23 protein-coding genes and 1 pseudogene are annotated in these 25,080 nt (G+C 55.6%); 12 read left to right on the top strand and 12 right to left on the bottom strand.

The features are described 5' to 3' along the window. Positions 1-150: 150 nt before the first annotated feature. Together ACZAHD_RS13175 and ACZAHD_RS13170 are read right to left on the bottom strand one after the other, a co-directional pair. Positions 151-795, bottom strand: a complete 645-nt coding sequence (locus ACZAHD_RS13175; RefSeq protein WP_462457174.1) for a TenA family protein — start codon at positions 793-795, stop codon at positions 151-153. Then, positions 795-1,640 (bottom strand): BtpA/SgcQ family protein, encoded by an 846-nt coding sequence (locus tag ACZAHD_RS13170; RefSeq protein WP_462457173.1) that lies wholly within the window; start codon positions 1,638-1,640, stop codon positions 795-797. Before ACZAHD_RS13170 ends, ACZAHD_RS13175 begins: the two co-directional genes overlap by 1 nt. A gap of 26 nt (positions 1,641-1,666) precedes the next feature. Between ACZAHD_RS13170 and ACZAHD_RS13165 the strand changes: the two genes are divergently transcribed. Further along, positions 1,667-2,539 carry a PfkB family carbohydrate kinase gene (locus ACZAHD_RS13165; protein WP_462457172.1) on the top strand — a complete coding sequence of 291 codons (873 nt, stop codon included), beginning with the start codon at positions 1,667-1,669 and terminating at the stop codon, positions 2,537-2,539. Position 2,540: 1 nt separating this feature from the next. Here ACZAHD_RS13165 and ACZAHD_RS13160 read toward each other — a convergent pair whose 3' ends face one another. After that, the gene (locus tag ACZAHD_RS13160) at positions 2,541-3,494 is read right to left on the bottom strand and encodes an ABC transporter substrate-binding protein (RefSeq protein ID WP_462457171.1); all 954 of its coding nucleotides are present in this window, start codon (positions 3,492-3,494) and stop codon (positions 2,541-2,543) included. 345 nt (positions 3,495-3,839) lie between these two features. Here ACZAHD_RS13160 and ACZAHD_RS13155 point away from each other — a divergent pair, with 345 nt between their 5' ends. From ACZAHD_RS13155 to ACZAHD_RS13125, 7 genes and pseudogenes are all read left to right on the top strand, one after another. Then, a complete protein-coding gene (locus tag ACZAHD_RS13155; protein ID WP_462457170.1) occupies positions 3,840-4,862 on the top strand; it encodes a LacI family DNA-binding transcriptional regulator in 1,023 nt (340 codons plus the stop codon). A gap of 381 nt (positions 4,863-5,243) precedes the next feature. Beyond that, positions 5,244-5,990, top strand: coding sequence for an ATP-binding cassette domain-containing protein (locus ACZAHD_RS13150; RefSeq protein WP_462457169.1), 747 nt, complete (start codon positions 5,244-5,246; stop codon positions 5,988-5,990). Between the two features lie 18 nt (positions 5,991-6,008). Continuing rightward, on the top strand, positions 6,009-7,010 hold the full coding sequence (locus ACZAHD_RS13145) for an ABC transporter permease (RefSeq protein WP_462457168.1): 1,002 nt from the start codon (positions 6,009-6,011) through the stop codon (positions 7,008-7,010). 3 nt (positions 7,011-7,013) lie between these two features. Continuing rightward, on the top strand, positions 7,014-8,093 hold the full coding sequence (locus ACZAHD_RS13140) for a phosphotriesterase family protein (protein ID WP_462457167.1): 1,080 nt from the start codon (positions 7,014-7,016) through the stop codon (positions 8,091-8,093). A 13-nt stretch (positions 8,094-8,106) separates the two neighbouring features. Continuing rightward, positions 8,107-8,862, top strand: coding sequence for a glutamine amidotransferase (locus tag ACZAHD_RS13135; protein ID WP_462457166.1), 756 nt, complete (start codon positions 8,107-8,109; stop codon positions 8,860-8,862). Beyond that, positions 8,862-10,005, top strand: a pseudogene (locus ACZAHD_RS13130) (M20 family metallopeptidase). Before ACZAHD_RS13135 ends, ACZAHD_RS13130 begins: the two are co-directional and overlap by 1 nt. A gap of 139 nt (positions 10,006-10,144) precedes the next feature. After that, positions 10,145-10,573 carry a cell envelope integrity TolA C-terminal domain-containing protein gene (locus tag ACZAHD_RS13125; protein ID WP_462457165.1) on the top strand — a complete coding sequence of 143 codons (429 nt, stop codon included), beginning with the start codon at positions 10,145-10,147 and terminating at the stop codon, positions 10,571-10,573. 52 nt (positions 10,574-10,625) lie between these two features. Here the strand turns inward: ACZAHD_RS13125 and ACZAHD_RS13120 are convergent, their stop codons facing one another. Beyond that, on the bottom strand, positions 10,626-12,605 hold the full coding sequence (locus ACZAHD_RS13120) for a TonB-dependent receptor domain-containing protein (RefSeq protein ID WP_462457176.1): 1,980 nt from the start codon (positions 12,603-12,605) through the stop codon (positions 10,626-10,628). Positions 12,606-12,633: 28 nt separating this feature from the next. Then, positions 12,634-13,629, bottom strand: coding sequence for a 7-bladed beta-propeller protein YncE (yncE, locus tag ACZAHD_RS13115; RefSeq protein WP_462457164.1), 996 nt, complete (start codon positions 13,627-13,629; stop codon positions 12,634-12,636). 573 nt (positions 13,630-14,202) lie between these two features. Between yncE and ACZAHD_RS13110 the strand changes: the two genes are divergently transcribed. Beyond that, positions 14,203-14,805: a LysE family translocator gene (locus ACZAHD_RS13110; RefSeq protein ID WP_462457163.1), complete on the top strand. Its 603-nt coding sequence runs from the start codon at positions 14,203-14,205 to the stop codon at positions 14,803-14,805. Here the strand turns inward: ACZAHD_RS13110 and ACZAHD_RS13105 are convergent. Further along, positions 14,800-15,693: a LysR family transcriptional regulator gene (locus tag ACZAHD_RS13105; protein ID WP_462457162.1), complete on the bottom strand. Its 894-nt coding sequence runs from the start codon at positions 15,691-15,693 to the stop codon at positions 14,800-14,802. The genes ACZAHD_RS13110 and ACZAHD_RS13105 overlap by 6 nt on opposite strands. 206 nt (positions 15,694-15,899) lie before the next feature. Next, entirely contained in the window at positions 15,900-16,799 is a 900-nt protein-coding gene (gene eamA, locus ACZAHD_RS13100) for an O-acetylserine/cysteine exporter (protein WP_462457161.1), read from the bottom strand. A 192-nt stretch (positions 16,800-16,991) separates the two neighbouring features. On the opposite strand from eamA, the gene ydeE reads away from it, so the two are divergent. Together ydeE and ACZAHD_RS13090 are read left to right on the top strand one after the other, a co-directional pair. Continuing rightward, positions 16,992-18,188: an efflux MFS transporter YdeE gene (gene ydeE, locus ACZAHD_RS13095; protein ID WP_462457160.1), complete on the top strand. Its 1,197-nt coding sequence runs from the start codon at positions 16,992-16,994 to the stop codon at positions 18,186-18,188. A 117-nt stretch (positions 18,189-18,305) separates the two neighbouring features. Continuing rightward, the gene (locus ACZAHD_RS13090) at positions 18,306-18,776 is read left to right on the top strand and encodes a helix-turn-helix domain-containing protein (RefSeq protein ID WP_462457175.1); all 471 of its coding nucleotides are present in this window, start codon (positions 18,306-18,308) and stop codon (positions 18,774-18,776) included. 329 nt (positions 18,777-19,105) lie between these two features. On the opposite strand, the gene ACZAHD_RS13085 is transcribed toward ACZAHD_RS13090, so the two are convergent. After that, a complete protein-coding gene (locus ACZAHD_RS13085; RefSeq protein ID WP_462457159.1) occupies positions 19,106-20,353 on the bottom strand; it encodes an acyl-CoA dehydrogenase family protein in 1,248 nt (415 codons plus the stop codon). 399 nt (positions 20,354-20,752) lie between these two features. Between ACZAHD_RS13085 and ACZAHD_RS13080 the strand changes: the two genes are divergently transcribed. Next, the gene (locus tag ACZAHD_RS13080; RefSeq protein ID WP_462457158.1) at positions 20,753-21,757 is read left to right on the top strand and encodes a helix-turn-helix domain-containing protein; all 1,005 of its coding nucleotides are present in this window, start codon (positions 20,753-20,755) and stop codon (positions 21,755-21,757) included. Positions 21,758-21,925: 168 nt separating this feature from the next. Here the strand turns inward: ACZAHD_RS13080 and urtE are convergent, their stop codons facing one another. The 4 genes from urtE to urtB form a co-directional block, all read right to left on the bottom strand. Continuing rightward, a complete protein-coding gene (gene urtE, locus ACZAHD_RS13075; RefSeq protein WP_462457157.1) occupies positions 21,926-22,624 on the bottom strand; it encodes an urea ABC transporter ATP-binding subunit UrtE in 699 nt (232 codons plus the stop codon). A 9-nt stretch (positions 22,625-22,633) separates the two neighbouring features. Further along, a complete protein-coding gene (gene urtD / locus ACZAHD_RS13070) occupies positions 22,634-23,431 on the bottom strand; it encodes an urea ABC transporter ATP-binding protein UrtD (RefSeq protein ID WP_462457156.1) in 798 nt (265 codons plus the stop codon). Then, positions 23,431-24,504 (bottom strand): urea ABC transporter permease subunit UrtC, encoded by a 1,074-nt coding sequence (urtC, locus tag ACZAHD_RS13065; RefSeq protein ID WP_462457155.1) that lies wholly within the window; start codon positions 24,502-24,504, stop codon positions 23,431-23,433. Before urtC ends, urtD begins: the two co-directional genes overlap by 1 nt. After that, on the bottom strand, positions 24,504-25,080 hold a 577-nt coding region (urtB, locus tag ACZAHD_RS13060; protein WP_462457154.1), incomplete at its 5' end, for an urea ABC transporter permease subunit UrtB. The genes urtC and urtB, both read right to left, overlap by 1 nt.

Here is a 25,080-nt window from a genome sequence, read left to right as displayed (position 1 = left end):
TAAACTCGGCAATGGGTCCTGATATGCAGGATGGCACTGAAAAGCGGTCATTGAGTTCGTATCGGCCTGAAAAATGAAGAGTAGCGCCATCCGCGTTGGCCATAAATACAGGGAACGCCGCTCCTGATCCCCCTGTTATTGACCTCGCGGCTAATCCTCGTACGCTGCGTGATGGAAATCAATTTCCCACTGCAGCACATCGCCGTAAAGCGTCGACAGCGCCTGCTTTTCATCTTCACTCAGCGCCATAGCGCAGCGATCGAGTTCGTTCTTCAGCCAGAGAGCCTGCTGATAGAATTCGTCCTCCGCATGCATTTCCACCCAGCGCCGGACATCAGCATCGCTCTGGCGATGTCCGCTTGCCCGTCGGCACCAGAAATAGTACATCCATTCCGCGCCGAACATCATGGTAATGATCTGCTCATAGCTGCCCTGCCGGGCGGTCTGCAGCATACCGTCACGAAAGCGCCGCACACCGGGCAGATCGTCCGGATAATCAGCAGGATTAATCCGCCGCTCTGCCAACACCTGTGCAAACCACGCCATCTGCGTGTCAACCAGAGCATTCAGCACACCAATAAGCCACCTCTGCTGCTGAATATCCGGCGCCCTGCTGACCCCGAGGGCAATAATCGCGATTGCCGTGGCGACAAAGTTGCCCTCAAACACCAGATAGCGGTTGAAGACGGCTGTCGGCAGACGATCCTGTTCGATATTAACCACAAAACGGTGCTGCTGCATCGTCTGCCATGCCTGCTGATGTTCGCGCAGCAGGCGCTCGCTAAACGCTTCCATTATGCCTCCTCCAGCGCGGCCTGGGCGATGGACATAAAATGCTTCACCCGGGCCAACTCGACATCGTTCCACCACACACCATCGACCTTCATGGTACTGGCCACGATGACTCCCTGAGTCCGTCCGAGGATCGGGCTGACGTTGGCTGGCGTTACCCCGGAGCCCACCAACAGCGGGAGCGCCGTCGCCACGCGGATCTCGTCAATTTCCGCCATCGTGGCACTATCGCCCGTGCGCTGGCCGGTGGCGATCACCGCGTCGGCCTCGAAGAAATCCACGTCGCGGGTCAGCTCCTGAATCGAACGATCGGCAACGATGGCATGGCTACCGTGCTTGACATGGCTATCGGCAAAGACGCGGATATGTTCCGCACGCAGCATGCTGCGATAGCGCAGCGCCTTAGCCGCCGCCCCTTCGATAAATCCCTCGTTGGCGATATAGGCGTTGGCCCACTGGTTTACGCGGACAAAATCGGCTCCACCCGCCAGAGCGATAGCCATTGCCGGGATCGCAGCGTTAGCCAGGACGTTAATCCCCAGCGGCACACCAAAACGCTCGCGCACTTTCTCGGTAATCACCGCCATCAGCGCTGAGGTTTCATGACCGATATCCTCAGGTTTGGAAAAAGGAATATCGCCGTGGTTTTCAATAATCAGGCCATGAACGCCGCCGATAATATAATTTTCCGCATCGCGAAGCGCACGTTCTACAATATCGGATACTGATTTCCCTCGATATTTAGGCGCACCTGGAAAAGGATCGCAGTGAATAACGCCAATAACAACTTTACTACGTGAAAAAATAGCTTGTACTGCATTCGTTTTTTCTGCTGAGATAGCAACCATCTTATCCATCCTGTTAAGGGAACACTATGCGTGTTTACGTTACCGGTAATATTACCGTAGATGAAACCTGGTCCATTCCGGATATACCGAAAAAAGGAACATCTATTCACGGCGTTAAAGTTTCGCAGGATATCGGCGGTAAAGGCGCGAATCAGGCGATTATATTATCCCGCTGCGGCATAGAAACGCGTTTAATTGCCGCCACGGGAAATGACAGCAACGGCGTATGGATCCGTCAGCAGATAAAAAATGAACCACTGACGCTACTGCCCGACAGCCATTTCAATCAACATAGCGATACCTCGATTATTTTAAATAGTGCCGATGGCGACAATGCCATCATTACCACGACGGCCGCCGCCGATACATTCAGCTTTGATAATATTCTTCCGTATCTGGCAGATGCCGCCGCTGGCGATATTCTGCTACAGCAGGGCAATTTCTCCCTGGACAAAACGTGGGCGCTGTTCCAGTACGCGAAAACCCACGCTATGACAACGGTATTCAATCCCTCGCCCGTCAATCCTGACTTTTGCCAGCTCTGGCCGCTTATCGACATCGCGGTGGTCAATGAATCCGAGGCCGAGCTGCTGCAGCCTTACGGGGTAAAAACCTTAGTGATTACCGAGGGCGCGGCTGGCGCCTGGCTGGTGCAGAAAGGCCAGCGCCACTTTTGTCCCGCGGTCCGCACCGAGGTGCTTGATACCACCGGCGCGGGCGACACATTCCTCGCCGTGATGCTGGCGTCCGCGCTCCTGCGCGGCGTAGCGCCGGATGACCTGGCGCTTGCGCACGCCAGCCGTGCTGCCGCCATTACCGTTAGCCGCCGGGGGACGCTCAACGCGTTTCCCGGCGCCCATGAACTCGCCGCCTTGTTAGCCACGGGCGGCGAGCACTGACCTATTTAAACAGCGAACGGTAGGTATCGACGTTCGCTTTAGTCACCACCGTGGCCGGAACCAGGATGGTTTTCGGCACGGTTTTACCGGAGGTGATGCTGTTCAGCGCCTCCAGTGCTTCGGCGCCCATCTTTTCCGGGTCCTGCTGCAGTACGGCGGTCACGTAGCCACCATCAATACCGGAAATCGCCTTCGCCGTCAGATCCCAGCCAAAGACTTTAATATCCTTCTGCCGCCCCTGGTTTTCCACGGCGGCAATCGCGCCGAGCAGAGCGGGCTCGCCGGTAGCATAGATCGCCGTCAGATCCGGGTTACCGGTGATCAGGTTTTCCGCCGCAGTCATCGCTTTGTCCTGCACGTTCTGCCCATCGACGACGTTAGCGACGGTAATTTTCGGATTACTTTTCAGCATCTCTTCGAATCCTTTCTGTCGCTGGTTTTGAATGGCCGAGTTCAGTGCGCCGACGATCCCCACCCGCGCCTGGCCGCCCATCTCTTTTTGTACGTAATCAACGAAGTATTTACCAATGATTCTGCCGCCTTCGATATTATCAACGCCGACCTGAGCCGCCTGAGGCCCGGCCGGTAATACGGCATCAATGGCAATCACCGGAATGTTAGCGGCGGCGGCTTCTTTGACCGCCGGCATAATGCCGTTAACGTCGATAGCGGCTACCAGAATGCCTTTAACACCTTGCTGAATATAGTTTTCAATCGCGTCGTTTTGCGCCACGGGATTGTCGTTAGAGTTAAAAATAACTAAATTTTTACCACTGGCTTTTGCCGCATCCTGCGCGCCCTTATTCATCAGATTAAAAAATAATGCCTGCTGGTTGATTTGTACCAGCGCATAAGTCGGAGCAGCAGCGCTGACGGCAGAAATAAAACTAACAGATGCCAGCATTGTCGTTGCTACAGCAATAAAACGCAGTTTTCCGGTGTTAAATAACATCATCAGTATCCTCGTCGGGAATAGGTGATAGCCAGCAGAGTTCTGCGTCGCATGCGCACGCAGAAGGATTATTTTTTTGGCGGGCAAATATCGTCTATATGGCCAGAACAATCATCGATCGTTCGGCGAATACCTGCTTAATTTCATTCCGGCAACCGGTCCGTGTCGGTGCGCGACTGGAATGACTTAAACGGGTTTGGGAATGACTTCCCGGATGATGCGGTAAACTGCCTATACAATTCTCCGGCATTTAAAATTTGTCAAGCATTTATTTCAGGTTGTTGTTAGCAGAGAAATTGCTGTATCCACCGCACTTAACTATGTTACAGATAGCCGATTCTGGCAGAAATGGCGCAGGAAATGAGTATAAAACGCGTATTGTTATCCGATGTGGCAAAGCTGGCAGGACTGTCGAAGACCACTCTGTCGCGCTATATGAACAACAGTATTGTCCTGCCGCAGGAAACCATCGACCGCATCGAAACAGCGATCCGCGAACTGGACTATCGCGGTAATAGCCTCGCTCGCCGCCTGAGCAAAGGAGGAAGCGAAACCCTTGGCCTGGTGCTACCCGATATCACTAACCCCTTCTTTGCCGAACTGGCCGATGCCGCCGAAGAAGCCGCCTCTGGCCACGGCTACAGCCTCGTACTGTGTATCACCCGCAATAACCCGGAAAAAGAGTGCCAGTTCATCCGCTGGCTGGATACCTGCCAGGTCGATGGCTTGCTGTTTACCACCAACCGCCCCGATAACGGCCTGCTGCGCAAAGAGGTCCAGCGCCACGAACGTATTGTGCTGCTGGATGAAGATATTCCCGGCAGTACGGTGCCAAAAGTGTTTGCCGATAACGTCCAGGGCGGACGGATCGCCACCGAAAAACTGATCGCCGCCGGGCATCGCAGTATCGCTTTCGTCGGCGGCCCGGACAAATTGATGAGCGTGCGCGAACGCTATCAGGGATTTTGCACCGCCATGGCGCAGGCCGGTCTGAGCTGGCCCCCGGAATGGGTTATGTACGGCGACTACCAACGCGAGTTCGGTCAACAGGCGCTGCAGTACCTGTTTAGCCAGCCGGTGCGCCCGACCGCCGTCTTCGCCGCCAGCGACTACCTGGTGCTTGGCCTGCTTGACGAGCTGCGCGCCAGCGGACTACAGGCGCCGGAAGCGCTGTCGTTTGTCGGTTTTGATGACGCCAGCTATGCCGATTTCACCCAGCCGCGTATTTCCACTATCCGCCAGCCCGCGCGGGAGCTGGGACGCACCGCGGTAAACATCATGATGCGCCTGCTGAACAACGACCAGGATATCCCGGCAGAAACTCGCCTGCCGGTCGAATGGATTGGCCGCGACTCAATCAAGATTTGTTAAGCGCATCCCAAAATGGCGCAAAAGCGCCCAGTTTTGGCGCAAAAAACGATCGATTTACAATCTCTTCACTATAATCAGTAAACCGGTTTACTGAAATGTAACCTATAAACTCTATCTATTCCATAAGGTTAAGTCACAGGGCTGCGGTGTTGTTCCTGCCCTGGCACGGATGCTGCAATGTTCTTACTGGCGAACAAATATCTTACATAGCGTTTGTCCTGACTGTGTTGGCGAGTGCTCCATTCCGCAGGTAAACCGGTTTACTAGCATGTAGACCGTGTCGGATGGAGTATCTCCCCGCAATAGGACGAACATTTTCCCGGCAACAGCGATGGGAGTTATCAGATGCAGCAGCCACAGACTACCCCGCCAAGGGTAGAGATGATCAACATCACCAAGACCTACGGGTCGATACGTTCATTGCGCGGAGTCAACCTGGAGCTGGCTCCGGGCGAAGTCCTGGGCTTAGTGGGCGATAACGGCGCGGGGAAATCCACCTTAACCAAAGTGCTCTCTGGCGCGGTGATCCCCTCCAGCGGCACGATTCGTATCGACGGTGAGCAGCAGCAGTTTACTAATCCGGCCGATTCGCGCCGCTGCCATATTGAGATGGTGTATCAGGATCTGTCGCTATGCGACACGGTCGACGTCGCGGGCAATCTGTTTATGGGCCGCGAGCCCATGAAATCAATCCTCGGTATCCCCTTTCTCGACGAGGCCAGAATGCACGCCGATGCCCGCGAGATGCTAAAAGGGCTGGGAATTTCCATTCCCGATACTCGCCTGCTGGTGCGAAATCTTTCCGGCGGCCAGCGCCAGGCCATTGCCATCGCCCGTGCTGCGGCCTTTGACCCGAAAGTGCTGATTATGGATGAACCCACCGCCGCGCTGGCCGTCGCGGAAGTCGAAGCGGTTCTGGAGCTTATTCGTCGCGTTTCCGCTCGCGGCGTGAGCGTGATTCTGATTACCCACCGCTTGCAGGACCTGTTCCTGGTCTGTGACCGGATCATGGTGATGTATGAAGGTACCAACGTCGCCGACCGACGGGTGGCCGACACCAGTCTGAGCGATATCGTTAACCTGATTGTGGGCGAAAAATTCACCGCCCGCTCTGCGGCTGCACATTGAGGTAACAGGATGAGTATCATGAACTTAAGCAGCTCCCGCATGATCCAGCATTCGCTGCCGCGCCGCCTGCTGCATAACCACTCGGGTGTGGTAAGCATCGCGCTGTTTTTCGTTTTCTGCTGCGTAGTGTTTTCGCTGATCACCGGTAATTTCCTCACCGGCACAAACTGGCTGAATATCATCCGTCAGAGCGCCCCGCTGCTGATCGTCGCGACCGCCATGACTCTGGTGATCACCACCGGTGGCATTGACCTGTCGGTGGGTTCGACCCTTGCGCTGGTCGGTGCGCTTTCCGCGATCGCCCTGAACAACTGGGGGCTGCCGTGGCCGGCGGTTCTGCTCGGGGGGCTTCTGCTCGGCGGACTCGTTGGCGCCATCAACGGCTTCTTTATTGCCTATGAAGGAATTCCGGCGTTTATCGTCACCCTCGCCACCCTCGCCGTGGTTCGCGGCATCGCGCTTCTGGTCACCCAGGGCTACTCAATTCCGGTTCCGGCTGACAGCCTGTTTACCTTTATTGGGCGCGCGTGGGTTGTGGGTATCCCGATACCCGCGCTGATCGGCATGATGATTCTGGTTATCGGGCACATCGTTCTCAACCATATGCGCTTTGGCCGCTACGTGACGGCCATCGGCGCGAATGCCGAAGGCGCGCGACGCAGCGGGATTAACACCAAAGCGGTCACCATGAAGGTCTATATCATCAGCGGAATGGCCGCCGCACTGGCGGGAATGATTATTACCGCGCGTCTCGGCAGCGGCTCCTCCAACCAGGGAGAAGGCTTTGAATTGCAGGTCATCGCCGCCGTTGTACTCGGCAGTACCAGCCTGTTTGGTGGCTTCGGCACCATTATCGGCACACTGCTCGGCGCGCTGTCGATTGCGGTGATTCAAAACGGGCTGATCCTGTCGCATATTTCGCCGTTCTACACCCAGATAGCCACCGGCACCATTATCCTGCTGGCTATCTGGCTGAACACCCGCATTCTCAACCCCACGCGCTCCGCAGCAAAAGGATAGCTGATGAAAGGATCAATTTTTCGCCATCCCACCCCGCTGCCGGTTGGCGTCAGCAGCGGTTATGTCATGACGGTGCTTGGCCCGCTGCCGATTAGCGAAATGGGTGTTACCCTGATGCACGAACATATTCTGCTGGATGCCTCCGGCAAATGGGTACCGCCCTGCTGCTGTAGCGATCGCCATCTTGCCGAAATGCCGGTGAAGATGGAAAACCTCGGCGAACTGTCGCTGAACCCGCTGATGAGCCGTGACAACTGCCAACTGTTTGATGTCGATGTCGCGATTGAAGAACTGACCAAATATCGCGCCCTTGGCGGGGAAACGGTGGTCGATCCGACCAATATCGGCATTGGCCGCGATCCCAAAGCGCTGGCGCGCATCGCTCGTCTGACCGGTCTGAACATTATTATGGGTACCGGCCTCTATCTTGAACCTTCGCACCCCGAGTGGGTAAAAACCAGCAGCGTCGAACAACTGACCGAGCGGCTGATTTACGATCTTGGCGGCGAGGAGGAGAAACCGGAAGTGCTCGCCGGGCTTATCGGCGAAATTGGTATCTCAAGCCGCTTTACCCCGGATGAAGAGAAGTCCCTGCGCGCCGCGGGTCGGGCCAGCGCCGCGACCGGTGTGCCGATCGAGGTCCATCTTCCGGGCTGGGAGCGGCTGGGTCACCGGGTGCTGGATATTCTCGAACAGGAAGGCGCCGATCTACGCCATACCGTGCTGTGCCATATGAATCCCAGCTTTGCCGACAAGCGCTACCAACGTGAACTGGCGCAGCGCGGGGCGTTTCTCGAATACGACATGATCGGCATGAGCTATTACTACGCCGACGAGTCGGCGCAGTCGCCCTCCGACGAGGAGAACGCCCGCGCTATTCGCGAGTTGATTGACGATGGCTATATCCAGCAGATTTTGCTGTCACAGGATGTGTTTCTGAAAACCATGCTCACCCGCTACGGCGGACACGGTTACGGCTACATACTCAAACATTTTGTTCCTCGCTTACGTCGCCACGGCGTCAGCGGCGAACAGCTTGAAACCTTGATGATTGGAAATCCCCAACGGGTCTTTGGTGGATAAAAGGAAAGACATAATGCAGAAAAAAATCTTACTGGTTGGTGAATCCTGGACCAGCACTTCAACACACGTTAAAGGCTTCGATCAGTTTGCCACCGCCACCTGGCACACCGGCGCAACGGATTTTCTGGCCGCGCTGGCGGACAGTCACTACGCCATTACCTATATGCCAGCCCACGCAGCGGCGACAGACTTTCCGCTGACTCAGGAAGAACTGCAGCAGTGGGATGCCATTATTCTCTCCGATATTGGTGCCAATACGCTGCTGCTGCACCCGGATACCTGGCTGAAAAGCCGTCGTACCGCCAATCGCCTGACCTTGTTGCATGACTATGTAGCCGCTGGCGGCGCGCTGATGATGATTGGCGGCTATTACAGCTTCCAGGGAATTAACGGCGGCGCGCGCTATCGTCATACCGCGGTGGAAAAAGTTCTGCCGGTCCGCTGCCTGGCATGGGACGATCGTATTGAAACCCCGGAAGGTTGCTATGCCGAAGTGACGGAGTCCCACGCCCTGTTTGACGATATTCCCGGCGAATGGCCGTGGCTGCTGGGCTATAACGAAGTGGAAATGCATCCGCAAGGCAAACTGCTGGCGACGATCGCCGGTACCGGTCATCCGCTGCTCGCCGTTCGCGAATACCAACAAGGTCGCTCACTGGTATGGACCAGCGATATGTCAGCACACTGGCTACCGGAAGAGTTTGCCCAATGGCCCGGCTATCGCCAGCTGTGGATTAACTGTCTTGACTGGCTAACGGAACGTTGCTGATGACCACTACCCTTGAACTGGCCCGGCAGTTGCTGGGCTTTAACACCATCAATCCGCCAGGCAACGAAGCAGACTGCATGCGGTTCTTTGCCGGTTGGCTTGCAGAGAGCGGTTTTGAGGTTTCGCTGTCATCGTTCGGCGAGGGACGCAGTAATCTGATCGCCAGGCTGCCTGGGGCGAGAGCCGGTAAGCCGCTGGCCTTTACCGGCCATCTGGATACCGTGCCACTCGGTAATGCTCGGTGGCAATACGATCCTTTCGGTTCGCAGATAGAAGACGGGCGGCTTTACGGTCGTGGATCCAGTGATATGAAAGCGGCGGTGGCGGCGTTTGCCATCGCCTGCGTTCAGCACCGGGAAGCAATTCTGGCCGGACACGGTGCGGTATTACTGATTACCGGGGGGGAAGAGACCGGCTGCGATGGCGCACGAGCGTTGATTGAGTCCGGTTCGTTGCCGGAGACTGGCGCGCTGATCGTCGGAGAACCTACCGCCAATTACCCGGTAATCGGCCATAAAGGTGCGCTGTGGCTACGCTGCGAAACCCGGGGGAAAACCGCCCACGGCGCAATGCCGGAGTTGGGGATTAATGCTATCTATCTGGCCGCAGATGCGCTGGGTAAGATTCAACATTTTTCACCGGGCGCGCCACATCCACTGATGAAGCAGCCAACCCTTAACGTCGGACGTATTGAAGGTGGGTTAAATATTAACTCCGTGCCAGACCGCACGCGCTTTGATGTGGATATCCGTAGTGCGCCCAATTTGCAGCACGCCACCATCCGCCAGCGGTTGACCACGCTGCTTGGCGAAAGCGTCACCGTGTCGACGCTGGTCGATCTGCCCGCGGTACTCAGCGAAACCGATCACGCATGGATAAAGCAGGTTTATCAGCACTGCCAGCCGCTGCATGAGCGACCGCTCGAGCCGCGCGTAGTGCCCTACTTTACCGACGCCTCCCTGCTGCTGCCTGCGCTGGGTAACCCGCCCTGTATTATTCTCGGCCCTGGCGAGCCCTCTATGGCTCATCAAACCGACGAATACTGCCTGCTAAGCCGACTGAGAGAAGCTGAGCAGCTGTACGGGGACATTATCCGCGACTGGATGGCGTAAATCGCCCGCGGCGAATGCAAAGAATGATTGACAGCGTCACTTGTTGCTCATGCCTGCGGTCACCCCGCCGTAGGGCTGGTCAGCGATTAACGTTTGAATTCAATCGCGAAATAACAGAGGATAACGGCCTCGCACCCAGAATGAATCATCACCAGCAAGGAGGCATGGCCATGCGCTTAAGACTCAGCCCCCTACACGTTTGTATCCTCTCTTTACTCCTTTCCGCCTGCTCGGCCCCCCCTTCCGCACCGGATAGCGTTGAAAACGCTAAATTATCTGCAGAAGTGGATAAGATGTTTCGCGATGATGCGATGGGTTCAGACAATTCACCGCAGGCCAATACTTCACACTATCTGGTGCAAGTGCAAAAGGCTATCTTCGCGAAAATAGATCAGCCGCAGTCATATCAGGGGCAACAATGCTCCGTGCGCGTAACGCTACAACGTGACGGGAAGGTGCAAAATCCAACGGTAGAGCATGGCGATCCGGCGTTTTGTGCGCAGATAATGTCCGCGCTGAAAGAAGTTAAAATCCCACCAGCACCCGATGAAAAAACCTATCAGACATTCAGCAATGCCGTTCTGGACTTCAGGCCATAACAGGTCTTTTTGACATGCTATCGCAGGGGCCATTCGGCCCCCTGCATTGTTTTCAGAACTCCACACGTCCACCAAAATTATAGCGTCGCCCTTCCAGCATCGCCTGCTGCCGGTAGGTGGTGGTGTAAACCGGATTGACATCAAACAGATTGTAGATCCCGCTCATCAGCGTGACGTGCTGACTCAGATGATAACGCGCACCTAAATCAACCAGCGCATAGGCATCCGTTGAACTGGACTTGCCGATATCCGGCGAAGTGCTGCGCCAACTCGCCTTGGCCCACAGTTCCAGATCGGACGTGGTGTTCCACGTCAGCGAAATGTTGGCCATGCTGCTGGGGAAATCGTTTAGCGCATAACCCTTATACTCACCGCTTTTCTGTTCACTATGGGTATAGGTATAATTGGCGTTCGCTTTCAGCGCTGCGCTCACCTGCCAGTCGCCGTTCAGCTCCAGACCATAGATCTGCGCATCGCCGACATTAATATATTGCGATACGCTATCGGCGATATAACCATTGTATTGGCACTGCTGAGTAGCCGATGAGGTACAGATGGTATGGTCGCTGATTTTATCTTTAAATTTGGTATAAAAAAGGGTGGCATCCAGCGCCAGCGCCTCTTTCTGCCAGTACACGCCCAGATCGGTATTGATGCTCTGCTCCGGCTTCAGTTCGTCGTTACCGATGCCAATCTCGGAATAGGGATAAGCTCCGTAGACGTTGGTAAAACCGGCGTTGTTCTGGCGTAAATCCGGTTTTTTATAACCGGCGGATACGCCCCCTTTCAGCGCCCAGGCTTCATCGAGGGTCCAGTTACCGTACAGCTTAGGCGTGACGTGATAGCCAAAGTAGCTATCATGATCCAGACGCGCAGAGGTAGTCAGGGTAAAGTCCGACACAATCATCCATGCGTCTTCAGCAAAAACCGCCCAGCCGTGGCGGGTGAGTTTACTGACCGGGGTGACACCGGGCGCCTGCTTGTCCGCAATACCGAAGGTGTCATTCAACTCATTGCGCGTGAAGTTTGCGCCTAGCGTCAGCTTGTGATCGGCCAGAGTAAAGGTGTTCGCGCTGTTCGCCTCAAAATTATTCTGCTTAATAAATTGCGAATCCATACCGGGCACGCGGTATTCCGTGCGGGCTTTCTCATAGCTGATAAAGTTCTTCACCTCCACCAGGTCATCACCGTACCAGGCATGCTGTGAAAGCGAGGCCGCATCGCGGTCAAAACCCCAGTACCACGCTTTATCGTTATGGGTTTTCTCCTGATTGCCTTTGGAAGCATTCAGATCCCAAAGCTGGGTATCGGTTGGCGACAATGAAATCGTGGCGTCGAGATTCCCGGCCTGATGCTTAACAAAACGTTCTTTGCTTGGGCTGTCATCATCGCGACGATCAAGATAATCCGCGCCGACGCTGACCCCGAGTTTGCCCGGTATGACCGGCCCCATAAAGAAGGCATTGGTTTGGTTAGTGTTGCCGTATTCGCTTTTTTCCTGCAGGAAATAATTATCCTCCAGCACCCCCGTCCATTTCTCGAGGTTCCAGGCCTTTTTGGTGATCACGTTGACCACGCCGCCGATAGAGTCTGAGCCATACAGTGAGGACATCGGCCCGCGAATAACCTCAACCCGTTCAATAGCGGCCAGCGGCGGCATAAACGCCGCTTCAGTGCCGATATGATGCCCGTAGGGACGGGATTCGCGGGTAGACTGCTTGATGCCGTTTACCATATACGAGGTATAAGTCGAATCCATACCGCGCATCTGTACATCGCCAGTCGCAAGGCTGCCATGACCGTTGCCCACCAGCACGCCCGGCATTTCGCGCAATGCTTCCGTTACGTTCTGATTTGAACGGGTGTTCAGCGCCTTCTCATCAAGCACCGAGATCGTCGCCGGGGCCTCACGCCTCTCCTGGCTGAATCCCGTGGCGGTCACGACCATCTGTTCCTCATTGACGGCGGCGCTATCTGCGGCGAACGCTGCCGCAGGCAAATTGACCAAGGCGAGCGCTATCGCCACGTCCATGCGTGTCTTAATCGTCACAAAAAAATCCTTAGAATGTAGTGAGATCAATCTTGAGAACGTAGTCATCCTGGTCACTTTTTTCGTCCTGTTTGACGCTGACATACAGCGTTCCGGCATCCGCAGAAAGCGCCAGGCTGTTAGGCATCGCCGCCGTTTTGACGGTGTGTTTGAGATGATGGGTTTTCGCATCGATGACACTAATAGAGCGATCGTCGCGATGGGTCACATAGATTTCATCGCGTGCAGCGTTATAGCGCACAGCGACCGAATTCGGCGAGGTAATCCGATCCACCAGCTTACCGGAGTCCAGTCGCACCACCAGCACATCGCGGGTGTTGGTATCCGCGATATACCCGACTCCTGCGGCGCTGTTCAGGGCGATATTGAGGAAGTAATGGTTAGATTCAGCCGGATCGACCTTCACGCGGGAAAGGAGTTTCGACGTTTTGCCATCAAGGGTCACCAGTTCCCCCTTGCCGGTGACTACATACACCTTGTCAGCGGAAGCATCCACGGCAAACCCCACCGGCTCGATGTTGTTCAACGTTTCGATAAGCTGCTGCTTGCGCGTATCGACGACCCAAAGCAGGCCTTTGCCTTTACGCCCGATTCCGGACACATACAGACGCTGATTAGGCTTATCCAGCCCCACTTCGCGGACATGAGCCTGTTTCTCAGGATCCGAATCATCGCTGAGCTGAAGCGTTTGGATCACCTTATTGGTCTGCGTATCGACAAGCGTCAGCGAACCATCCAGCGCATTGCCCAAATACAGGATATGGTTTTCTTCATCCAGAGAAAGCGCAAAGGTACGCCGCTCGGTGGCTATTTTCTCATTAATCTGCAGCGAATCGGCTGCCAGTCGAAAGACTAATCCCGTCGTTTTATCTTTATCAAATGAGGGCGCGGAGGCGGCATAGAGTGTTTTCTGGCTGTTATCATAAGCCAGTTCATAAACGCCGTGACCAAGAGGCTGTGAGAGGAATGCCTGCTCGGTAAAATCCGTAGCCGAGGCAGAGAACACATGGAGAGAACTTGCAACGGCCAGCGCGCAGAGCGCAGAGCGCAGCTTTCTTCAGGGATACAGTAGACATGTAATTTTTCTTTACAAGAATTTACGGAATGCAAATATTAATGAAAATGAATATCATTTTCAATTTCATTAATGTGCATATTCCCTACCATTTTTTGTGGTCATCGAAGCCGCAGTGCTGCAGGCTGGCGAAAATGGCCGGTGGTGACGCCACCATGTTGTGAAAACCATCGGGTAACCCGTTGTCATATCATGATTCACTCCGCCAGACTTCCCCCATCGCTCTCGCCCGATGGAACGCCAGCGCGTCCAGCAATGCGCATCGCCACCAGAACGGGTTCACGCGCTTTGGGTGCAACTGTCCACCATTTTTTGCCGCACCAATCCCTCGCCAATCCAGCGCTGTACTCCGCCGCAAGGTGAAAATATCAAACACACCTTTAGAGAAAAGCCACTTACTCTCATCAATATTTATATGTAGCCTGTAGGTATATCAGAAAGGCTATTGTGCAATAAAAAAGAGTGTCCCATGCCTATTAAGCGGTTAACAGTCCTGGAGAAAGAATGATTTTAATTTTTACGATGTTTATATTTTCCCTCACTCTGTCATTTTCCCCAGGCCCGGTAAATATGCTGATTATATCGTCGGGGGCGATTCATGGATTCAGAAAAACTTTGCCGTTGGTCTCAGGCGCGACCACAGGTTTTACTTTATTGCTGATAGTCGTTTGTTTCGGATTTTACGCCGCAATCGAACAATATCCTCTGTTCTTCAAATATCTCAATGTTGCCGGCGCACTGTTTATACTGCATCTGGGTTATAAGATAGCGTCATCTCAACCTGATTTGGCCTTGCAAAAGACCGAAACGCCGGGTTTTATTCAGGGATTTTTAATGCAATGGTTCAACCCGAAAGCCTGGACCGCCTGTGCATCAGGAGCGGCGTTATTTTCTGACCCGTCAACCAATGTGACAGTATTAGTGTTTATCATGATTTATTTTGTCGTCTGCTATCTCTCACTGGCTTCATGGGCGGTTATCGGCGACAAAGTTTCAATGCTGCTCAGGAGCAGACAACGCATTCGTACTTTTAACCTGTTGATGGGCGGATCGCTGATTGTTACAGCGGGCTACATGCTCTGTTTGCCACTCCTCAATCATTCATAATTGATGAGACTCAAAAGAATTATAAATGTTATTAATCAATTTATAGGCAATGCTGCTGCTCGATATATTCGAAGGCCATATTGCATATACCTTTAACGGTTCTAATGACCAGTCGGGGAGCACTTCCTGCATTTCTCCGTGCTTAACATCATCCTCACTCAGATAGCGCGGGGGAGCCGCCAGCCCAATTTGTTGCCTTGCAAGAGAATAGGACGCTTCAACATTATCCACGATAACCGTTGGCGTATATTTGATTAACGCCACTTCGCCATTTTTATGCCTGAACTCCCGGTTGTGCTGTCTCATCGTCAGGCCAATCCAGGGCAGGTGTTGTAAGTCATCAGGATGGTTGATGGGCTTATAATGACTTAGTAAGCCCTTTGATGCGACCAGTTGCCGGGGCAACACAAAAAGATGCCGTGCTTTGAGTGAACTGTCCGGGAGTTCCCCAATCCGAAATGCAACATCAATACTTTCACCAATAATATCTTTACGCGTATCACTGTAAGAAATGTGCAGGCACACATCCGGATAGGCTTGTATAAACCCCGCAAGATGGCGAGTAAATACGCTATTGATAAAAACGGCAGGGACAGAAATATGCAGCTTGTTAGCCGTTGAGACAGAACGCTGTTTAAATTCAATAACCCCCTTCTCATAGAGTTCCAGCATAGCGTTGGCCGTCTCCAGCAAACTGACGCCATCGTGAGTCAGAGAAAGTTTACGGGTATTTCTATATAGCAGAGCACTACCCAGATTTTTTTCCAGTTTAGAAAGATGCGTACTCGCCGTGGCGGTGGTTAGCCCTAAAGCTTCTGCCCCACCTGAGATTGATCCTGCCTCGACAATTTTGGCAAACACAATCAGGTAGCGGATGTCATCAATCATTTACATTCCTTTGGTCACTCATTAACGCTGAGCCTGAGAGTCTCTCCGGCCAACTGCGCCAGGTCGCATCACCACAGGCTTTTTAGTCTGGCTGAAAACGCTCTACACGACAAAGCCTTAACGGGGGATGCCCCGTGGCCGCCCATGGCAAGTAAACATCACGCTCTGAGCCAAACAACATCCCTGTACAGATATCAGGGCTGTGCTTATCTTGGCACTGCGCCCGTCCGCCAAACCCGCAGGCCGAAAACGTTGATATATAGCCCGGCCATAATCAGCACCGCACCCAGCAGCTGCAGGCCGTTCAGCGTTTCGCCGAGCAACAGCGCGGCGCTGGCCATCCCAACGACCGGGACCAGCAACGACAGAGGCGCCACACGCCAGGTTTCATAGCGCCCGAGCAGCGATCCCCAGATGCCATAGCCGACAATCGTGGCAATAAACGCCAGATATAGCAGCGAAAACACGGTCAGCATATCAATGTGAATCAGGCTCGCCACCATGACCTGTGGGCCATCGATCGCCCATGACGCCAACATAAACGGCAGCACGGGAATCAACGCGCTCCACACCACCAGGGACATAATCTGCGGCTTCTCGGCGCGGGACATGATCTGTTTATTAAAGATATTCCCGCAGGCCCAGCTCAACGCCGCCGCCAGAGTCAGCATAAATCCGACGATCGGGACATGCTGGCCGCCGAGGCTGGCTTCCACCAGCACCAGAATGCCAAAAATGGCCAGCGCAATCCCGGCCAGCTGTTTTCCCTGCAGGCGTTCACCGAAGGCAAAGGCGCCAAGGATGATGGTAAAGAATGCCTGAGCCTGCAGCACCAAAGAGGCCAAACCGGCGGGCATTCCAAGATTGATTGCGCAGAATAAGAAGGCGAACTGACCAAAGCTGATCGTCAGGCCATAGCCGAGTAGCAGACGCAGCGGGATTTTAGGGCGGGCAACAAACAACAGCGCCGGAAAGGCCACCAGTAAGAAACGCAGCCCCGCCAGCATCAGCGGCGGCATATTGTGAAGCCCGACCTTAATCACCACAAAATTCAGTCCCCACACTACTACCACCAGCAGTGCCAGTAGCCCGTCTTTACGTGTCATACCCTGCCTCTATTGTTATATGAATTTTTGTGAACAAAATCAAAGTACCCAAAAAAACGCCCGGCGGATAGATCATTATTTTTAGCAGGGTACCAGAGCACGTGATAACACAGGGTTGCGCTATACAAGATCCTGATAGGATGGTATTTCTGAACAGCACAACATAAAAAGATATTTCGTCAGGGAAAGAAAATGATACCGACCATCAGGCGCTCGACCATCGCACTGCTGGCGTCCTCGCTGCTGTTGACTATCGGCCGTGGCGCAACGCTGCCCTTTATGACCATCTTCCTCACTCGTCAGTACCAGCTTGAGGTGGATAAAATTGGCTATGCGCTCTCCATCGCCCTCACCGTCGGCGTCGTCTTTAGCATGGGCTTTGGCATTCTGGCCGATAAGTTTGATAAAAAGCGCTATATGCTCATCGCCGTGCTGGCCTTTATCTGCGGCTTCATCGCGATTCCGCTGGTCAATAGCGTCATTCTGGTGGTGTTTTTCTTTTCCCTGATCAACTGCGCCTATTCCGTCTTCTCCACCGTGCTGAAAGCCTGGTTTGCTGAGATTCTGTCGCCGGAAAAGAAAGCGCGGATCTTCTCCCTCAACTATACCTTTCTGAATATTGGCTGGACCGTCGGCCCGCCTGTCGGCACGCTGCTGATGATGCACAGCATCAACCTGCCGTTCTGGCTGGCGGCGGCCTGTGCCGCGCTACCGCTGGTGGGTATTCAGCTCTTCGTTCAACGTTCCCCGGCGGTGATTGCCCAGGATAACGCAGCCCACTGGTCGCCTTCAGTGCTGCTGCGCGACCGCGCGCTGATGTGGTTTACGCTTTCCGGCCTGCTGGCCTCGTTCGTCGGCGGCTCATTCGCCTCCTGTATTGCACAGTATGTGCTGGTGGTCGCCGATAGCGATTTCGCTGAAAAGGTGGTGGCGGTAGTACTCCCGGTCAATGCCGCCGTAGTGGTGGCGCTGCAGTACGCTGTCGGCCGTAAGATGAGCGCCAGCAATATCCGTCCGCTAATGACCGTTGGTATGTTCTGTTTCGTCCTCGGGCTGGGGGGATTTATTCTTTCCGATAGCAGCCTGTTGCTATGGGGGATATCTGCCGCCGTGTTTACCCTTGGTGAGGTTATCTATGCCCCGGGTGAGTATATGCTGATTGATAACATCGCCCCCGCCGGCATGAAAGCAAGCTACTTTTCCGCCCAGTCGCTGGGATGGCTGGGAGCAGCCTTCAACCCGATGATTACCGGATCTATCCTGACCCATATGCCGCACTGGTCGCTGTTTGTGGTGCTGATGCTCGCGATCATCGTTGCCTGGTTGATGATCTTGCGCGGAATGAAAGTTCGTTCGTGGCAGAATGGCTGTTCGACCGTCAGCGCGTAACCCCAGGCGTCATGCGGCTGTCGGGTTAATGTCGTGCAACTGTCGGCTGCGGATCGTGGTGCCCGACAGTGCCCGGGACCACACTCCATCTCAGGTTTTCACCCGGAGATAGATATGATGAACAACAGTAATCAGGTTAAACAACTACGTCTGCAGCGCGCCTGGTCCCAGGAGCAGTTGGCAGAACTGGCTGGCCTCAGCGTGCGGACAATTCAGCGCATTGAGAACGGCGATCGCCCGGGGCTGGAAACCCTGAGCGCCCTGGCTGCAGTCTTTGAAGTTAACGTTGCCGATATCACCGGTGACGCCCCGGCCGGCCATGAAGAGTCTCTCGATTTACGCATCGAAGAGGCAAAAGCGCGCGTGCAACAGGAAAGCCGCTTCTTTCGCTCATTGTCGACCGCCGTGGTGGTGTGCGTGTTACTGGTTCTGCTTAACCGGTTTACCAACCCGGGCAACTACTGGTCTGCCTGGGTTGCCGGGATCTGGGGGGCATTGCTGCTGGTGAGAGGCTTGCGCTTGTTTGTTTTCGGCGGATGGATCCGCAGCTGGCGTCAGACGCGCTTGCAACGGCTGCTGCGTAAATAGAGATTTTCCCCTGCCATCATTCCCCGCTTGCGCTGACGCTAAGCGGGGGCTACGACTGACTAGCCGCAGGCATATGCCGGCGAGTCCCCCCGCAGAGACTTCCTCCGGTTGATGGCGCCAGGGTTCTGGGATAGGTTCGCTCCAGGTGCGTTTGCCGGTTTTCTTTGGCGCTGGGGACTTTTGTAATGGCGCGGAGTGTCGCATCCGGGCTCAGCATAGCGAGATGCAGGTGTCAGGAATGGCATGGACCCGGAATCCCTCCGGGTCACAATCATCAGCGACTGGTCCAGCGCCCCCGGCTCAAGCATCCGTGCTCGCTCTGCGTTTATTCAGCCCCGGGCCTCTGCCGACGCCATCGGGTCATAGTCCGGCGAGCGCAGCAACGCATGGAGTTGACGTCGACGGACACCCATATTGCCACCGTCATACAGCGGAAAACACAGCGCGTCCTGCATCAGGCCAGCCAGCGGGTAGAGGTCGCTATAGGCATCGACGCCGACAACTCGCATTGTGTCATAGACAGCTTGTACGCACAGCTCGGAACAGTAGACCTTGGTCATGATGGGCAGCTCGCGACTGCGCCGCTCGGTCAGATCGAACTGATGGCACGCCTTCCAGGTCAGGTATCGTGCGGCCTCGATGCGCATCTTGATGTCGGCCAGCATGAAGCCGACATTCTGATAGTCGATGACCGGGACCGGGCCGGAACGCTTGTCGGTCCGCGAGAACGCGAGGGCCACGTCAAAAGCCGAACGCATTACCCCAACGCATGCCGCGCCGATCAGGGCTGCAGTCCAGGAGAAGGCGTCCTCAACGAATCCGATACCATCGCCGGGCTTACCAATAATGTTGGCGGCCGGGACGCGCACCTCATTGAAATGGATCCGGGGCGACACCGTCGCGCGATGGCCGACCGTGTCGAGAATACCGGCGATCTCCACGCCAGGCGCATTGCCGGGCACCATGATCACCGCCAATGACTCCTGCGGAGGAAGCGCGGGATCGGTGCGACAAATCACGCTGTACAGATGGGCCCCCTTTCCGTCCCAGCCCGTACCGTTCGTGGTGTAGTGCTTGGCACCGTTGATGACCCACTCATCACCTTCCCGGCGAGCAAAGGTTTGCACGCCAACAGACGGATCGGAACTGTTGTAGTTAGCACCTCCGGTGACTTCCGTGAAGGCGAGTGCCGCCAGCCGGGTTCCGTCTTCAATGAAGTCCGGCAGGAAGCGCCTCTTCTGCTCTTCCGTGCCGTGATGGATCACGGCATGCAAGCCAAGGCCCGTTCCCAGCAGGGCTGACGGCACGTTGACATCGGCGGCCGTGAGCTCTTCGGCCGCCAGGGCGAAGTCGAGGGTACTGAGCGCGGTGCCGCCGACCGAAACCGGCAGCAGCGCCTTAATGAAGCCAGCCTCTGCCATCGCCGCGTAGAAGGGACGAGTGGCGTAGAAACGGTCCTCTGGCCGTGGAAAGGGGGCGATGGTCGACGGGACTTTGCTCAACACCTCGGCGGCAAAGCGCCGTGCTTCGCTCTGGAGGGCTTTCTGGGATTCGCTGAGCTGAAAATCGATAGACATGGAAATTCTCCTTGCAGTGTGAATGAACGCATCCACAGTCTGCCCAGCGCCCGGCGCAGAATCTCGACGATACGTGCAAGGAGAATTGACGATGAGTGCATCGCAGAACTGACCGCGCAGGCCGTTCGGACGAGCCCGAGAATGGCACAGGATTTGCAAAACATGTTTGTTGCGTCCTTGTAAAGGGATCTTCTGCGCAAAAAAGGGCGTTTCTCCCATAATTCGCACGGTTGATGTGCCCCGGGAGAGTGCGCAAGCTCAATGCCATCGAGCAAGTTGACTATCTGTGCAGTGGAACTTGATTATTCGTGCAAAGTGGAGGGCGGATATCGCCGCTCTCTGTGCGTATCTGGCGCCGTCTCACGGTGCTGTTCTTTCCTGATGGGCGGAGTAGATGACATGCGAATCTGGGAAGCGGACAGGCGTCCGGAAGAGCAACAGTTCGCGTATTGGCGCGAAGTGTTGTGTGAAGCGTTTGTTTCGCTTGATCCCGTTATCAAGCCGCACGCCCAACCGTTTCTTGGGCGGGTTCATTCCCAGGATCTCTACCAGACGGCACAAACGCAGATTTGCTCCCGCGGGCAGTTCATCAACCGACGTTGGGAGGAGATTCGGCGCAATCCGGTGGAATACTGCTTCGCTAACTTTCAGTTGGAAGGCTCCTGCGTCGTGCGCCAGGACGGCCAGGAAACGCTCATTCGTCCGGGCGGTTTCGCCGTGGTCGACTCGACTCGCCCTTACTACCTTGACTTCCGCGAGGACTGGCGCGTCTTGTCGTTCCGTATTCCGAGGAACCAACTGGTTTCGCGCCTCGCGTCCCCGCGACAGACGATGGCCAATGCCGTCGATGGGCAGAGTGGTCTGGGTCTTGTGGCGTCAAGATTCGCCCGTTCACTTGACCAGGTCAACACCAGTGCCAGCATCGACGTGCAGGAGGGATTGAGTACCACGCTCACCAGCATCATTGCCCTCACATTAGGCGCAACGCTCGAATCACAGGAACGCGATCGGCTGCCGGTACGGGATGCTTTTCGCCGGGCCATCGAAACCTATATCGGCGATCATCTGGCCGATCCGCTTCTGGGGCCGGACGCCATCGCGGTGCGGTTCGGTGTCTCGCGTCGCACCATTTACACCTTATTTGAGGAAGCGCCTTTGTCCGTCAGTGGCCTGATCCGCGAGCTACGGCTGTTGCGCTGCGCACGCGATTTACAGGCCCAGGGCGCCCCCGGCATCCTCACCGTCGCCCTGCGCTGGGGCTTCAATGACGCCTCTCATTTCTCTCGTTTGTTTAAAAGCCGATTCGGCGTCTCGCCACGGGAATTCATCTCCCGCACTGGCGACGATCGGTCATGCCGCGGCGTTGCTGAGGCCGTCAGAAAGAAGCCCTCGCCATTCGCATGATTTATCGTTACCCGAGCCAGCATCATGAAAACGTCATCGCAGCCTTTGCAGGCCGCAACGTAGTTTTGATTGCAGAATAAACGGCAAACAGAGCGGTTCATCAGCAGGCCCGTCAATGGCACACGGGCCTTGCCTCAACGCGACAAAGCCCTCAGAAACGTCAGCGCGTTAAATCGTTACCATCCCGCGCACGCCTTCGGCTTCCATCGCCGCACCGTTTCCCTGCTGAATAATCGTTCCTCGCGACATCACCAGATAGCGATCCGCCAGCGCGGCGGCAAAGTCATAAAACTGTTCGACCAGCAGAATGGCCATGTCGCCACGGTTCGCGAGCTGGCGGATCACTTCGCCAATCTCTTTGATAACCGACGGCTGAATACCTTCCGTCGGCTCATCCAGGATCAGCAATTGTGGTCGACTGGCCAGCGCGCGACCAATCGCCAGTTGCTGCTGCTGACCACCGGAGAGATCGCCGCCGCGCCGCTGTTTCATGGTTTTCAGCACCGGAAACAGCTGATAAATCTCCTCTGGCACCTGCCCGGCTTCCCTGGCCGGAAACCGCGACAGCCCCATCAGCAGGTTCTCTTCCACCGTCAGGCGAGGAAAGATTTCACGCCCCTGCGGCACATAGGCGATGCCGGCCTGCACCCGCTGGTGCGGTTTCCGCTGGGTAATGGTTTTTTCCTGCCAGATGACGTCACCGCTGCGCGCCGGGATCAGCCCCATCAGGCACTTCAGTAAGGTGGTTTTACCCACGCCATTGCGCCCCAGCAGACAAGTGACCTCACCTAGCCGGGCCTCAAAGTCAACCCCGCGCAGAATGTGGCTGCCGCCATAATATTGATGTAACTGATTAACCTGTAGCATTCGCTCTCCTTACCGACCGAGATACACTTCGATCACCTGCTCATTCGCCTGTACCTCGCGCAGCGACCCTTCCGCCAATACCTGGCCCTGATGCAACACCGTGACCCGGTCAGCGATAGTTTCGACAAACCCCATATCGTGTTCCACCACCATCAAGGAATGTTGCCCGGCCAGGGTGCGAAACAGCTCGGCGGTATACTCGGTTTCTGCATCGGTCATCCCGGCGGCGGGCTCATCCAGCAGCAGCAGATGCGGCTCCTGGACCAGCAGCATCCCGATCTCGAGAAACTGTTTTTGTCCGTGAGAAAGCAGCCCCGCTGGACGCGCGCGCTCACCATCAAGACGCAGCAGCCGGAGAATGTCGCTGAGGCGGTCCTCTTGCTCGCTATTCAAACGCGCCCGCAGGCTGGCCCAGACCGACTTATCGCCTTTAAGCGCCAGTTCAAGGTTTTCGGCGACGGTCAGCGCCTCAAACACCGTTGGTTTTTGAAACTTACGGCCAATCCCCTGACGGGCAATCGCGATAGGATCAAGCCCGAGCAAATCGATCGACTGGTCATACCGTGCCATGCCGCTCTGCGGCCGGGTTTTGCCGGTAATGACATCCATCAGCGTGGTTTTTCCGGCGCCATTCGGCCCGATAATGCAGCGCAGTTCGCCCACGCCAATCTGCAATGAGAGATCCGTCAACGCCTGGAAACCATCAAAGTTGACGTTGATGTTCTCCAGCTCAAGCACCGGATCGGTCTGCTCGCGAAAGCGGTCAGTGGGCTGCTGGCGGGTAAACAGGCCTTCATCCGGTTGCATCAGCGGTCTCCTTTGCGTAGCAGGCCAATAACCCCGCGAGGTAAAAACAGGGTCACGATGATAAAAATCAGGCCGAGGAACAGTTGCCAGTATTCCGGCATCGTGACGGTGAACAGGCTTTTCGCTCCGTTCACCAGTCCGGCACCAAGCACCGGGCCAATTAAGGTACCGCGCCCGCCAAGCGCCACCCAAATAGCCGCTTCAATTGAGTTGGTCGGCGACATTTCGCTGGGGTTAATGATCCCCACCTGAGGTACGTACAGCGCGCCCGCCAGTCCACACAGCACCGCCGAGAGCGTCCACACCAGCAGCTTAAATCCGCGCGGATCGTATCCACAGAACATCAGCCGATTTTCCGCATCACGCACCGCCGTCAGGATCCGGCCGAATTTACTCTGCGCCAACAGAAAGCCTATCCATAACGTCAGCAGCAGCAGTAACACCGTGACCATAAACAGAGCGGCCCGCGTTGTGGTCGCGGTAACGGAATAGCCAAGCAACGTGGTGAATCCGGTAAAACCGTTATTGCCGCCAAAACCGGTTTCGTTACGGAAAAAGAGCAGCATGCCGGCGTAGGTCAACGCCTGGGTCATGATCGAGAAATAGACGCCTTTGATTTTGGAACGGAAAGCAAACCAGCCGAAGACCAGGGCCAGCAATCCCGGAACCAGCACCACCAGCAGCATCGCCCAGGCAAAATGCTGCGTGCCCCACCAGAACCACGGCAGCTCGTTCCATGACAGAAAAGACATGAATGCCGGCAGACCGTCGCCTGCCGCCTGCCGCATCAGATACATCCCCATGGCATAACCGCCGAGGGCGAAAAAGATGCCATGGCCCAGGGACAGCATTCCGGCATAGCCCCAGACCAGATCCAGCGCAACAGCGACAATCGCGTAACAGAGGATTTTCCCGGTCAGGGTCAGCAGCCAGGTGGAGACCGCCAGCGGATGCGACTGCGGCAGTAGCGCTAAAAAGGGCATGCTCAACAACCCCAGCACCAGCAATCCGCCGAGCCACTGCAGCGATCGCGGCGCTTTACGCGCCAGCGTCAGTGTAATAGGTTGGCTCATCAGTCAATTACCCTCCCTTTTAAGGCAAACAGCCCCTGCGGACGTTTCTGGATAAACAGGATGATCAGCACCAGAATCAGGATTTTACCTAGCACTGCCCCGAGCTGAGGTTCAAGGATTTTGTTGAAGATCCCCAGACCAAAGGCCGCCACCACGCTTCCTGCCAGTTGGCCGACACCGCCCAGCACCACCACCAGGAACGAATCGATGATATAGCCCTGACCGAGCTCCGGGCCGACGTTACCCAGTTGCGACAGCGCCACGCCCCCCAGTCCGGCGATACCTGAACCGAGACCAAACGCCAGCATATCCACTCGCCCGGTCGGCACCCCGCAGCAGGCGGCCATCGCCCGGTTTTGGGTCACCGCCCGCACGTTCATGCCTAAGCGCGTTTTATTCAGAATTAACCAGGTGAAGAACAGCACCAGCAGCACAAACCCTAATACTGCCAGGCGGTTCCACGGCAGGATCAGGTTCGGCAAAACCTGCAGACCGCCGGAGAGCCAGGCCGGGTTTGCCACTTCCAGGTTCTGGGCACCGAACAGCATGCGTACCAGTTGGATCAGCATCAGACTA

The sequence above is a fragment of the Raoultella sp. genome (genome assembly GCF_039594335.1).
In the GTDB taxonomy this organism is placed as follows: Bacteria; Pseudomonadota; Gammaproteobacteria; order Enterobacterales; family Enterobacteriaceae; genus Klebsiella.
Note: the sequence above shows the minus strand (reverse complement) of the source record. Positions and strands in the feature narration are given on the sequence as shown.

Bases quoted from the DNA above. Each gene is read 5' to 3' on its own strand.
- ACZAHD_RS13175 (WP_462457174.1), bottom strand. From the start codon at position 795: ATGGAAGCGTTTAGCGAGCGCCTGCTGCGCGAACATCAGCAGGCATGG.
- ACZAHD_RS13170 (WP_462457173.1), bottom strand. From the start codon at position 1,640: ATGGTTGCTATCTCAGCAGAAAAAACGAATGCAGTACAAGCTATTTTT.
- ACZAHD_RS13165 (WP_462457172.1), top strand. From the start codon at position 1,667: ATGCGTGTTTACGTTACCGGTAATATTACCGTAGATGAAACCTGGTCC.
- ACZAHD_RS13160 (WP_462457171.1), bottom strand. From the start codon at position 3,494: ATGATGTTATTTAACACCGGAAAACTGCGTTTTATTGCTGTAGCAACG.
- ACZAHD_RS13155 (WP_462457170.1), top strand. From the start codon at position 3,840: ATGGCGCAGGAAATGAGTATAAAACGCGTATTGTTATCCGATGTGGCA.
- ACZAHD_RS13150 (WP_462457169.1), top strand. From the start codon at position 5,244: ATGATCAACATCACCAAGACCTACGGGTCGATACGTTCATTGCGCGGA.
- ACZAHD_RS13145 (WP_462457168.1), top strand. From the start codon at position 6,009: ATGAACTTAAGCAGCTCCCGCATGATCCAGCATTCGCTGCCGCGCCGC.
- ACZAHD_RS13140 (WP_462457167.1), top strand. From the start codon at position 7,014: ATGAAAGGATCAATTTTTCGCCATCCCACCCCGCTGCCGGTTGGCGTC.
- ACZAHD_RS13135 (WP_462457166.1), top strand. From the start codon at position 8,107: ATGCAGAAAAAAATCTTACTGGTTGGTGAATCCTGGACCAGCACTTCA.
- ACZAHD_RS13125 (WP_462457165.1), top strand. From the start codon at position 10,145: ATGCGCTTAAGACTCAGCCCCCTACACGTTTGTATCCTCTCTTTACTC.
- ACZAHD_RS13120 (WP_462457176.1), bottom strand. From the start codon at position 12,605: ATGGACGTGGCGATAGCGCTCGCCTTGGTCAATTTGCCTGCGGCAGCG.
- ACZAHD_RS13110 (WP_462457163.1), top strand. From the start codon at position 14,203: ATGATTTTAATTTTTACGATGTTTATATTTTCCCTCACTCTGTCATTT.
- ACZAHD_RS13105 (WP_462457162.1), bottom strand. From the start codon at position 15,693: ATGATTGATGACATCCGCTACCTGATTGTGTTTGCCAAAATTGTCGAG.
- eamA (WP_462457161.1), bottom strand. From the start codon at position 16,799: ATGACACGTAAAGACGGGCTACTGGCACTGCTGGTGGTAGTAGTGTGG.
- ydeE (WP_462457160.1), top strand. From the start codon at position 16,992: ATGATACCGACCATCAGGCGCTCGACCATCGCACTGCTGGCGTCCTCG.
- ACZAHD_RS13090 (WP_462457175.1), top strand. From the start codon at position 18,306: ATGAACAACAGTAATCAGGTTAAACAACTACGTCTGCAGCGCGCCTGG.
- ACZAHD_RS13085 (WP_462457159.1), bottom strand. From the start codon at position 20,353: ATGTCTATCGATTTTCAGCTCAGCGAATCCCAGAAAGCCCTCCAGAGC.
- ACZAHD_RS13080 (WP_462457158.1), top strand. From the start codon at position 20,753: ATGCGAATCTGGGAAGCGGACAGGCGTCCGGAAGAGCAACAGTTCGCG.
- urtE (WP_462457157.1), bottom strand. From the start codon at position 22,624: ATGCTACAGGTTAATCAGTTACATCAATATTATGGCGGCAGCCACATT.
- urtD (WP_462457156.1), bottom strand. From the start codon at position 23,431: ATGCAACCGGATGAAGGCCTGTTTACCCGCCAGCAGCCCACTGACCGC.
- urtC (WP_462457155.1), bottom strand. From the start codon at position 24,504: ATGAGCCAACCTATTACACTGACGCTGGCGCGTAAAGCGCCGCGATCG.